Annotated in this window: 11 protein-coding genes; all 11 read right to left on the bottom strand. The window is 72.4% G+C overall.

The features are described 5' to 3' along the window. Nucleotides 1-8 precede the first annotated feature (8 nt). The gene (gene gloA, locus ACZJYS_RS18800) at nt 9-422 is read right to left on the bottom strand and encodes a lactoylglutathione lyase (protein WP_109515074.1); all 414 of its coding nucleotides are present in this window, start codon (nt 420-422) and stop codon (nt 9-11) included. Nucleotides 423-436: 14 nt separating this feature from the next. Continuing rightward, nucleotides 437-1,285, bottom strand: a complete 849-nt coding sequence (locus tag ACZJYS_RS18795) for an LpxI family protein (protein WP_367604195.1) — start codon at nt 1,283-1,285, stop codon at nt 437-439. A 51-nt stretch (nt 1,286-1,336) separates the two neighbouring features. Next, on the bottom strand, nt 1,337-2,218 hold the full coding sequence (gene lpxA, locus ACZJYS_RS18790; protein WP_493179913.1) for an acyl-ACP--UDP-N-acetylglucosamine O-acyltransferase: 882 nt from the start codon (nt 2,216-2,218) through the stop codon (nt 1,337-1,339). A gap of 4 nt (nt 2,219-2,222) precedes the next feature. Beyond that, the gene (gene fabZ, locus ACZJYS_RS18785; RefSeq protein WP_109515071.1) at nt 2,223-2,714 is read right to left on the bottom strand and encodes a 3-hydroxyacyl-ACP dehydratase FabZ; all 492 of its coding nucleotides are present in this window, start codon (nt 2,712-2,714) and stop codon (nt 2,223-2,225) included. A 5-nt stretch (nt 2,715-2,719) separates the two neighbouring features. After that, nucleotides 2,720-3,826: a UDP-3-O-(3-hydroxymyristoyl)glucosamine N-acyltransferase gene (gene lpxD, locus ACZJYS_RS18780; protein WP_493179912.1), complete on the bottom strand. Its 1,107-nt coding sequence runs from the start codon at nt 3,824-3,826 to the stop codon at nt 2,720-2,722. A gap of 5 nt (nt 3,827-3,831) precedes the next feature. After that, a complete protein-coding gene (locus ACZJYS_RS18775) occupies nt 3,832-4,593 on the bottom strand; it encodes an OmpH/Skp family outer membrane protein (protein ID WP_109515069.1) in 762 nt (253 codons plus the stop codon). A gap of 26 nt (nt 4,594-4,619) precedes the next feature. Next, complete coding sequence (gene bamA / locus ACZJYS_RS18770; protein ID WP_379649127.1) at nt 4,620-6,947, bottom strand: outer membrane protein assembly factor BamA; 2,328 nt, start codon at nt 6,945-6,947, stop codon at nt 4,620-4,622. 219 nt (nt 6,948-7,166) lie between these two features. Continuing rightward, the gene (rseP, locus tag ACZJYS_RS18765; RefSeq protein ID WP_379649209.1) at nt 7,167-8,270 is read right to left on the bottom strand and encodes an RIP metalloprotease RseP; all 1,104 of its coding nucleotides are present in this window, start codon (nt 8,268-8,270) and stop codon (nt 7,167-7,169) included. Between the two features lie 111 nt (nt 8,271-8,381). Next, a complete protein-coding gene (dxr, locus tag ACZJYS_RS18760; RefSeq protein ID WP_379649129.1) occupies nt 8,382-9,569 on the bottom strand; it encodes a 1-deoxy-D-xylulose-5-phosphate reductoisomerase in 1,188 nt (395 codons plus the stop codon). Beyond that, nucleotides 9,560-10,429 (bottom strand): phosphatidate cytidylyltransferase, encoded by an 870-nt coding sequence (locus ACZJYS_RS18755; protein ID WP_379649131.1) that lies wholly within the window; start codon nt 10,427-10,429, stop codon nt 9,560-9,562. Before ACZJYS_RS18755 ends, dxr begins: the two co-directional genes overlap by 10 nt. A 3-nt stretch (nt 10,430-10,432) precedes the next feature. After that, the coding region (gene uppS / locus ACZJYS_RS18750) for a polyprenyl diphosphate synthase (RefSeq protein ID WP_493179911.1) at nt 10,433-10,931 on the bottom strand (499 nt) is incomplete at its 5' end.

Below are 10,931 nucleotides of genomic sequence, written 5' to 3'. Positions count from 1 at the left end.
GACGCCTGTCAGCCGCGCGTCCCGGCTTCCGCCGACTTGCGCTCGATCAGCTCGATCTTGTACCCGTCCGGGTCCTCGACGAAGGCGATGACGGTGGTGCCGAACTTCACCGGCCCCGGCTCGCGCGTGATCTTGGCGCCCTCGGCGCGCAGCTTCTCGCAGGTGGCATAGACATCCGGCACGCCGATGGCGAGATGGCCGAAGGCGTTGCCCAGCTCGTACTTGTCCACGCCGTAGTTGTAGGTCAGCTCGATGACGCCGGCGCCGGTGCTCTCCGGCGCGTAGCCGACGAAGACCAGCGTGTACTTGCCGTCCGGCACGTCGTTGCGGCGCAGCTCCTGCATGCCGAGCAGGCGCGTGTAGAAATCCACGCTCCGCTCCAGGTTGCCGACGCGGATCATGGTGTGCAGGAAGCTGCTCATGGGGTGTTTCCCTGTCAGGAGATGGTTTCGGACCAGGCTTCGTGCGACGGGTCGATGGCCAGCAGGAACAGTCCGGCCGCCTCGGCCGCCGCGGCGGTCGCCGCACGGTCGACGATGATGGTGCCGTTCGCCTCGATGGCAATACCGCGCAGGCCGGCAGCGGCGGCATTGGCCACCGTGTCCGGCCCGATGGTGGGCAGGTCCACCCTCCGGTCCTGGCCCGGCTTCAGGATCTTCACCAGCACGCCGCCCGGCCCCTCGCGCCGCAGCGTGCCGGCGCGGGCCAGCATGGCGTCGGTGCCCTCGATCGCCTCGACGGCCAGCACCAGCCCCTGCTGCACCACCGCCCCCTGCCCCACATCGACGGCGCCGAGCGCCCGCACCACGGCGAGGCCGCGGCGGATGTCGCGCCGGGCATCCTCGTCCGGCAGATGGGTGGTCAGGGCAGTGGGGTCGCGCACCAGCAAGTCCTCCAGCACGGCATAGGCTTCCATCGGGTTGAAGCCCTCCTCGCGCAGCACGCGCAGCACGGCGGTCAGCAGCGAATCGTCGCCGCCGAAGGCACGCATGCCGATGCGCGGCAGCATCCTCGCCGCCCCCGCATCCGGCCGCAGCGCGAAGAAGCTGGGGCGGGAGACGCGGCCGGCCAGCACCAGGTCGCGCGCCCCGGCGGCGCGCAGCCACTCCAGCATGCGGCCGGCGGCGCCGAGGCGGCAGACGATGTGCGGATAGGCCGCATAGTCGCGCGGTTCGCCGAAGCCTTCCAGCACCACCACATGCGGCACGCGGCCGGCGGCGGCGGCGGCGGCGGCGGCGCGCTGCGGCAGCAGCCCGCCACCGACGATCATCCCGAGCGGCGGCATTCCAGGCCGCGGCATGGCGGGCGAAGACACCGGCTCAGGCCCCGGCGCCTGTCACGCCGCGGCCTCGGCGCCTTCCTCCTCATCCAGCAGCTCGCGGCCGGCGCGGCAGAGGCCGCGGCGGCTGTCGGCGCGGATGAAGGCCAGGATCTCCTGCACCACCGGGTCCTCGCCGAAGCTGGCCTCGGTGATGTCCACGCGGTCCTGGAAGACGCCGGCGGTGCGGAACAGGCTGCGGTAGGCGGCGCGCAGCGTGTGGATCTGGCTGCGCGGGAAGCCGCGGCGCTTGAGGCCGATCAGGTTCAGCCCGGTCAGCCGGGCGCGGTTGCCCATGACGGCGCCGAAGGGGATGATGTCCGCCTCCACGCCGCTCATGCCGCCCACCACCACCTGCCGGCCGATGCGGACGAACTGGTGGATGGCCGCGCCGCCGCCGACGAACACCGTGTCGGCGATCTCGACATGCCCGCCCAGCATCACGTTGTTGGCGAGGATAACGTGGTGGTCCAGCGTGCAATCATGCCCGACATGCGCGTTGACCATCAGCAGGCAATCCGCGCCCACGGTGGTGATGCCGTGGCCGCCGATGCTGCCGCGGTGCACCGTGGCGTGCTCGCGGATCATGGTGCGGGCGCCGATGACCACGCGGGTGGGCTCGCCCCGGTACTTCAGGTCCTGCGGCGCCAGGCCGATGGTGGCGAAGGGGCTGACCTGCACCTTCTCGCCGATCTCGGCATGGCCCTCGACGATGACATGGGAGGTGAGCACCACGCCTTCGGCCAGCACGGCGTCCGGCCCGATGGTGCACCATGGCCCGATGCGGCAGCCCGCGCCGATGCGCGCGCCCGGCGCGACGATGGCGGTGGGGTGGATCTCGGCGGTGGGGTGGATCGGGTCGGGGGCTGTGTTGTCTGTCTGCGTCACGCGATCGAGCATCCGCTCAGCGGTCCATGATCATCGCGGCGTAGCTGGCTTCCGCCACGGCGACGCCATCGACGCGCGCCACGGCGTTGAACTTCCAGACATTGCCGCGCTGACGGTCCTTGTTGATGTGAATCCGCAGCTGGTCTCCCGGCACCACGGGGCGGCGGAACTTGGCGTTCTCGATGCTCATGAAATAGACGATCTTGCCATGCGCGCTGGGGCCGAGCGTCTCGACCACCAGCACGGCGGCGGTCTGCGCCATCGCCTCGATGATCAGCACGCCCGGCATCACCGGATGGCTCGGGAAGTGGCCCTGGAAGAACGGCTCGTTGATGGTGACGTTCTTGATGCCGATGGCACTCTCGCCCAGCTTCATCTCCACCATACGGTCGAGCAGCAGGAAAGGATACCGGTGCGGAATGGCGCGCATGATGCGCGCGATGTCGCAGGTCTCCAGATTCTGCTTGTGCGCCGCCTCGTCCGAGGCCGGCTGTTCTTGCTGGTCCATGCCGATCAGTCCGTATGTCCTGGCCGCCCTGCTGGCGGCCCCTTCTGTTCTGCCGTTTCCCGGGCGGTGGCCGCAGCGGAGCCGGTTCCCTTACGGGCACCCAATTTCCGCAGGTAGAGCGCGGCCCGCAAGGCATCCTTCACCGGCATCGCGGGGGAACCGGTCACATCCTGCCCGGGCGGCACGTCGCTCTGGACGCCGGCCTGGGCGCCGATGCGCGCCTTGCTGCCGATGGTCAGGTGCCCGGTCAGCCCGGCCTGGCCGGCGATGGTCACGTAGTCGCCCAGCCGGGTCGAGCCGGAGATTCCGACCTGCGCGACGATGACGCAGCCACGGCCAGTGCTCACGTTGTGGCCGATCTGCACCAGATTGTCGAGCCGCGTGCCGGGGCCGAGCACCGTGTCGCCCAGCGCGCCGCGGTCGACGCAGGCATTGGCGCCGATCTCCACCTCGTCGCCCAGCCGCACGCGGCCGAGCTGCGGGATGGTGACATAGCGGCCCTCCGGCGTCGGCGTGAAGCCGAAGCCCTCCTGCCCCACCCGCGCGCCGTGGTGCAGCGTGACGCGGTGGCCGGCGATGCAGCAGATGGCGCTGGCATGGGCATGGATGCGCGCATCGTCGCCGAAGACGCAGCCGGGGCCGATCACGGCATGCGGCCCGACATAGGCGCGCGCGCCCAGCACCGCGCCGGCGCCGATCACGGCATAGGGCCCGACCTCGCTGCCCTCCCCCAGCACGGCGTCGGCGGCGATGACGGCGGTGGGGTGGATGCCGGGCAGCGGCGCGGGCGCCGGGTGGAACAGCGCCGCCACGCGGGCGAAGGCCAGGTGGGGCGCCGGCGAGGGCAGCGCCACGCAGCCTTCCGGCACCTGGCCGGCCAGATCGGGCGGCAGGATGACGGCGCCCGCCCGGCTCTCGCGCAGCGCGGCCAGGTGGCGGCGGCCGTCGAGGAAGGCGATCTGCGCCGGCCCAGCCTCGTGCAACGGCGCCACATCCTCGAAGAGGCGCGCCGCATCGGCGCCGAGACTGCCTTCCGGCAGTCCGGCCACCGCGGCGATCCGGTCCAGGCGGTGCGGGCCGGTGCCCGCGTGGAAGCGCGGGTCAGCCGCCATCGCGCTCAGTTCCGCCGCGGCGCCTGCTGGCCCTGGCCCTGCTGGGCCGGACGGGCCGCCGCGGGAGCGGGCGCCGGGGCATCCTCCGCCGCCAGCGTCACCGACTTCAGCACCTTGTTGAGCTGGGTGGAGACCTCGCCCGTCAGGTCGAAGGGCGGCTCGTTGTAGATGACCACGGCGCGCGGCAGCACCATGTTCACCTTGCGGCTGGCCGAGACCTGGCGGATCACCACCGCCAGCGCCTGCTCGATCTCCTGCAGCGCCTGCTGCGCCGCCTGCTCGATGTTGCGGCTGCGGTCGCGGAAGATGCGCTGGCTGTCGGTCACCCGCTCCTGCAGGTCGCGCTCCTTGGTGCGCAGCTCCTCGGGCGAGAGGCTGGCGCGCTGGTTGACGAGCTGCTGCTGCTCCTCGCGCCAGCGGGTCTGCTCACGCTGCAGGTCGTCGTTCAGCTTCTGGCGCCGCTTCTCGATCTCCTCGCGCACCTTGTTGAAGGCGGTGGAGTTGCGCTGCACCTCGGGCACGTCGACGATGCCGATGACGGCATTCGGCGGCGGCTCGCCGGGCGGCAGCGGCGCCGGGTTGGGCTGCACGGCGCGCTGCGCGGGGCGCTGCTGCGGCGCCTGGGCCGGGCGCTGGGCAGGCTGCTGCTGCTGCGCCTGGTTGGGAGGAACGAACCACTCCTGCTGCTGGGCCATCGCCACACCGCCCGAGAGCAGGGTGGAGGACATCAGGGCCATCGCAAGCGCTGCGGAGACGCGTCGCGCCATGTTCGGGAAACTCCGTCGTATTAGGCTCAGAAGCGCGTGCCGAAGCCGAAGCGGAAGACCTGCGTCTCGTCGTAGGACTTCTTCACCAGGGCCTGCGCCAGGTCGATGTTGATCAGACCGAACGGGCTGCGCCACGAGATGCCGACGCCCGCGCCCACGCGGGGGGACGAGTCATCGACGATGTTGGGGGCGGAATCGATGCCGGTGAGCGAGCCGACATCGACGAAGGCGCGGCCGAGCAGGCCAAGCTCGGACGGCACCGGGAGCGGGAAGCGCATCTCGGTGGTCTGCGTCCAGATGGTGCGACCGCCCAGGGCATCCTGCGTGCTGGTGTCGCGCGGGCCGGCGCCGGCGACGGCGAAGCCGCGGAGGTTCTCGCCGCCGAGGAAGAAGCGGTCGATGATCCGCTCATCCTTGTCGCGCCCGCCATAGCTGAACATGTGGCCGACGCCGGCGGAGATGGCGAGCACGTAGTCCGGGTCGCCCAGCAGCCGCTCGAAGGGCACGTAGTAGGTGCCGTCGAGGCGCGTGCGCAGGTAGTTCACGTCGCCGCCGAGGCCGGCCAGGTCGGTGCCCAGGCGCAGCACGTAGCCGTCGCGCGGGTCGAGGCGGGAATCGCGCGTGTCGTAGGTCAGCGTCTGGCCGATCTGCGACAGGACGGTGACGCCCTTCTGCTCCTGGATGTAGATCGAGGCGTCGTCCAGCACGTTGAACACGTTGCGGCGCGACAGGGTGTAGGACCAGGACTGGCGCAGCCGCTCGTTGAACTCGTAGCCGGCGCGCAGGCTGAAGCCGGCGCGGCGCTCCTCGTAGCCCGAATAGTCGGTCAGGTCGCGCACCACGTAGAACAGGTCGACGCCGACGGCGAGGTTGCGGTCCATGAAGGACGGGTCGGTGACGGAGAGGTCCACCTGGCTGCGGCGCTGCGCCAGGGTGGTGTTCACCCGCGCGTCGATGCCGGTGCCGAGGATGTTGCGCTCGCGCAGGCCGAGATCGGCCAGGGCGCCCGCATCGGTGGAGTAGCCGCCGCCGATCGAGATCTCGCCCGTGGCGCGCTCGACGACATTGGTGTTCAGGTTCACCTGGTCCGGCGTGGCGCCGGGCACCGGGTTGATCTGCACGTCCTGGAAATAGCCCAGGTCGCGGATGCGCTGGCGCGAGCGGCGCACCTGCGCGGCGTTGAAGGCATCCCCCTCGGCGATGCGGAACTCGCGGCGGATGACGCGGTCCTGCGTGCGGGTGTTGCCGGTGATGTCGATGCGGTTGACGTAGACGCGCTGGCCTTCCTTCACCTCGAAGACCAGGTCCACCTTGCGGCCCTGGCGGTCGCGCGTCACGCGCGGCTCCACCTCGACGAAGGGCGCGCCGGCGAGGTTGGCCTCGTCGGTCAGGGTCTGCACCATGCGCTCGACGGCGTCGCCATCGTACCGGTCACCGGGCGAGATCTCCATCACGCGCTGCAGGCGCTCGGCGGTGACGTTGCGCAGGGCGGAGGTGATCTCCACCTTGCCGACGCTGTAACGCGGGCCTTCGTTGATGGTGTAGGTGACGAAGAAGCCGCTGCGGTCCGGCGCCAGCTCGGCGGTGGCGCCGGTGACGTTCACGTCGGCGTAGCCCTGGCGCTGGTAGTAGCGGCGCAGCAGCTCGCGGTCGAAGTTCAGCCGCTCCGGCTCATAGGTGTCGGAGGAGCTGAAGGGGCGGTACCAGGCCGCCTCGCGCGAGGAGACGATCTCCTTCAGCCGGCTGTCGGAGAAGTTCTCGTTGCCAACGAAGTTGATGCGGCTGATCAGCGCCGCGTCGCCCTCGGTGATCTCGAAGACGAGGTCCACCCGGTTCTGGTCGCGCTCGATCACCTTGGGCTCGACGCGCGCGGCGAAGCGGCCGCGGCGGGCGTAGAGCTCCAGCAGGCGCTGGCGGTCCGCCTGGGCGGCGGCGGGGGTGAACACGGCGCGCGGGCGCAGCTGCACCTCGGGGCGCAGCGTGTCGTCCGAGAGCTTGCTGTTCCCCTCGAACGCCACCTGGTTGACGATCGGGTTCTCCTGCACCCGCACCACCACCCGGTCGCCCTGGCGGCCGATCTGCACGTCGCGGAACAGGCCGGTGGCGAAGAGGGTGCGGAGGCTGCGGTCCAGCCGGTCGGAGTCGAAGGCGTCCCCCGGCTGCACCAGCATGTAGGAGCGGACGGTATCCGCCTCGATGCGCTGATTCCCCTCCACGTCGATCTGGCGGATGACGCCGTTGGCGGGCTGGGCCGCGGCGGCGGCGCCGCGCCTTGGCTGCGCCACCGCCTCGGGCGGGAGCAGCACGGGCACGAGGCAGGTGGCGGCGAGCAGGAGGGCGCGGGTAGCGTGCAAAGGTCGGATCCGGGCCGGTTGAAGGGGGCCAAGGGAAAACCGCCGAAAACGGGGCGTCTCGGGCCGCGGGAGACTAGCGGGGAACAGCGCGCCCCGCCACCCCCACTTGCCCATCGGCCGTTCAGGAAGTTTCAGCAGCCACCCCAAGGCCTTACCGGCCGAGGCATCAACATCGCCTGAGCCGGGCGGGGAAGGAGGACCCCTCCCCCGCCTGTCCGGTCAGCCCACCAGCCCGCTCACCCAGCGCACCACGCCGAGGCTCGAGAGGTCGTTGAAGGTGGCGAAGATGAACAGCGCGATGAGCAGCGCGAAGCCGGCGCGGAAGCCGTACTCGATCGCGCGCGGCGGCAGCGGCCGGCCGCGGATGGCCTCGGCGGCGTAGAACAGCAGGTGACCGCCATCCAGCACCGGGATGGGGAAGAGGTTGATCAGCGCCAGGTTGACCGAGAGGATGGCCATGAAGGAGACCAGGCTGGCGATGCCGAGCTGCGCCACCTGGCCCGAGATCTGCGCGATGCGCAGCGGCCCGCCCAGCTCCTCCGTGCCGCGCTGGCCGGCGATCATCTGCCACAGCCCGGCCAGGGTCTGCACCGTCACGTCCCAGGTCTGGGCGATGCCGGCGGCCAGGGCGCTGAAGGGGTTGAGGCGGTTGAACTCCGGCGCCCCGCCGGAGATGCCGAGCACGCCCACCGTCGCCTCGCCCGCGGCGCGGCTGTCCGGCGTGGCGCGCAGCGCCTGCTCCTGGCCGCCGCGCTGGATGCGGATCTCCACCGGCTGGCCGGCGCGCGGCTGGATATGCGCCTGGATCTGCTCGAAGCGGCTGACGGCCGCGCCGTCGAGGCTGAGGATGCGGTCGCCGGGCAGCAGGCCGGCGCGGGCGGCGGCGCTGTTCTCCACCACCGTGCCGACCGTGGCGGTGGGCTGGGGCTGCCCCACCGTCATGTAGAGGCCGGCGAACAGCGCGGCCGCCAGCAGGAAATTGGCCACCGGCCCGGCGGCGACGACGATGGCGCGGTCGCGCACCGGCTTGTCGTGGAAGGTCTCGCCCTGGCGCCAGCGGGCGCGCTGCTCCGGCGTCGCGTCGTCCGGCCCCTCCTGGCCGTGCAGCTTCACGAAGCCGCCCAGCGGCAGCCAGGCGATGCGCCACTCGCAGCCGCGCCGGTCCACCCACTGGCGGATCGGCCGGCCGAAGCCGATGGAGAACACCTCCACATGCACGCCGCGCCAGCGGGCGGCGAGGTAGTGGCCCAGCTCATGGATGAAGACGAGCACGCCCAGCACCAGGATGAAGGCGATGATGGAGCGGAAGGGCTCAGGCAGCATGTCCAAGGTCGCGTCTCCGGCCGAGGCGGGCAGCGCCGCGGCTTGCCGAGGGGGGTGCCGGGCCGGCGGGCCGGCGGCACGAAGTCATGCCGCGCGCCGCGCCGGGCGGGTTCAGGCGGCGCGGCGGGCGGCGCGCGCCAGGGCATCCTGCCGTGCCGCGGCGTCCAGCGCCAGGACGGCGGGAATATCGGGGATCGGGGGGGCGCCCAGCGCCGCCAGCGTCTCCTCCACCACGGCGGCGATGTCGAGGAAGCCGAGACGGCGCTGCAGGAACAGGCCGACGGCCGCCTCGTTCGCGGCATTCAGAATGGTGGGGGCCCCGGCCCCGGCCCGCAAGGCCTCCCGCGCCAGGCGCAGCGCCGGAAAGCGCACCGGGTCGGGGGCGAAGAACTCCAGCCGCGCCAGGGCGGCGAGGTCGAGGCGCGGCACATCCACCGCCATCCGCGCCGGCCAGGCCAGGGCGTGGGCGATGGGGGTGCGCATGTCCGGCGAGCCGAGCTGCGCCAGGATCGAGCCGTCGCAATACTGCACCATGCCGTGCACCGCCGATTGCGGGTGCACCAGCACGGCCAGCTTCGCCTCCGGCACGGGGAAGAGCCGCGCCGCCTCGATCAGCTCCAGCCCCTTGTTCATCATGGTGGCCGAATCGATGCTGATCTTGGCGCCCATCGACCAGACGGGGTGGCGCAGCGCCTGCTCGGGCGTCACCTGCGCCATGCGCTCCAGCGGCATCTCGCGGAACGGCCCGCCCGAGGCCGTGAGCACGATCTGCTCGATCGCCGACGGGTCGCGCGTGTCGAGCGCCTGGAAGATGGCGTTGTGCTCGGAATCGACCGGCAGCAGGGTGGCGCCGCTGGCCCGCGCGGCGGCCAGCACGAGGTCGCCGGCGCAGACCAGCGCCTCCTTGTTGGCCAGCGCCAGCGTGCCGCCATGGGACAGGGCGGCCAGGGTGGGCTCCAGCCCGGCGGCGCCGACGATGGCGGCCATGGTCCAGTCCGCCGGCCGCGCGGCCGCCTCCAGCACCGCCTGCGGCCCGGCGGCCGTGGCGATGCCGCTGCCCTCCAGCAGCCGCGCCAGCTCGGGGCCCGCTGCCGCGTCGGCCAGCACGGCGATCTGCGGGCGCAGCCGCAGCGCCTGCGCGGCCAGCCCCGCGGCATCCCGCCCCGCGACCAGCGCGACGACGGGGAAGCGCCCCGGCTCCGCCGCCTCCAGCAGCGCCACGGTGCTGCGGCCGACCGAGCCGGTGCTGCCCAGGATGGTGACGCTGCGCGGGGCCGAGGCGCCGGGGATCACCGCCACAGGGGCACCCCGTAGCCGACGCCGAAGGCCAGCAGGGCGGCGACCGGCGCGGCCGCCAGCAGCCCGTCCAGCCGGTCCAGCAGCCCGCCATGCCCGGGGATCAGCATCGAGGAATCCTTCACCTTGAAGTGGCGCTTCACCGCGCTTTCCAGCAGGTCGCCGAGCTGGGTGGCGATGCCGAGCAGGGCGGCCACGATCAGCACCTTGGCGACGTCCGGGTTGCCGGGGGCCAGCCAGTCGGCCGCCAGCCAGCCGATGCCCATGCTGCTGAGCAGCCCGCCCGCCGCGCCCGACCAGGTCTTGCCCGGCGAGATGGCCGGCGCCAGCTTCGGCCCGCCGATCAGCCGGCCGACCAGATAGGCGCCGATGTCGCTGGCCCAGACCACCAGGAACAGGAACAGCACGTTGCCGCGCCCGGCGTCATTGTCGTGCCGCAGCTCGATCAGGGCGATGCCGGCGATGCCGATGTAGAGCACCCCGGCCGCCAGCCAGAGCGCGGGCGGCGGCGGCGTGCGCCGGCGCAGACGCGGCGCGCCGATCCAGGTGCCGAGGAAGCCGGCGAAAAGGCAGGCCAGCGCCGGCACCGTCAGCCCGAACACCGAGAGGGCGCAGGCGACGAACACCGCCGCCGGCACCGCGACGCCCGGCCAGGCACGGCTGCGCAGGCCGCAGAGCCGCACCCACTCCCAGGTGAGCAGGGCGATGGCGACGGTCATCAGCGCCGTCCAGGGCACCGCGCCGAGCCAGATGCACAGCACCGCCCCCGGCCCCAGCACGGCGGCGGAGAGGGCGCGCTTCTTCAGGTCCCGCCAGCGCTTGGCGGAATCGGCGGCGGGGGAGGTCGCGGGCGGCTGGGCCATGCCTCAGCCGGCGCCCACGCCGAAGCGCCGCGAGCGGCGGCGGTACTCGGCCAGAGCCTCCTGGAGATGCGTGGCCTGGAAGTCCGGCCACAGCACGTCGAGGAAGACGAACTCGGCATAGGCCGATTGCCAGAGCAGGAAGTTGGACAGGCGCTGCTCGCCCGAGGTGCGGATGATCAGGTCCGGGTCCGGCATACCCCGGGTGGAGAGGCGGGCCTCCAGCGCGGCGGCGTCGACCGTCTCCGGGTCGATCCGGCCGGCGGCGGCCTCGCGCGCCAGGGCGCGGGCGGCGGCTGCGATCTCGGCCCGTGCGCCGTAGGAGAGCGCCACGGTCAGGTTCAGCCTGCTGTTCTGCGCGGTGGCCGCTTCCGCCTCGGCGATGGCCGTCATCATCTCCGGCCCGAAGCGTTCCCGCTCGCCGATGACGCGCAGCCGCACGCCGTTCTTCGCCAGCGCGCCGACCTCGTGGCGCAGATAGAGGCGCAGCAGGCCGGTGAGGTCG

The organism is Roseomonas sp. TS2 (assembly GCF_058833935.1).
The sequence above is the reverse complement of the archived record's forward strand: the minus strand, read 5'-3'. Positions and strand labels throughout refer to the sequence as shown.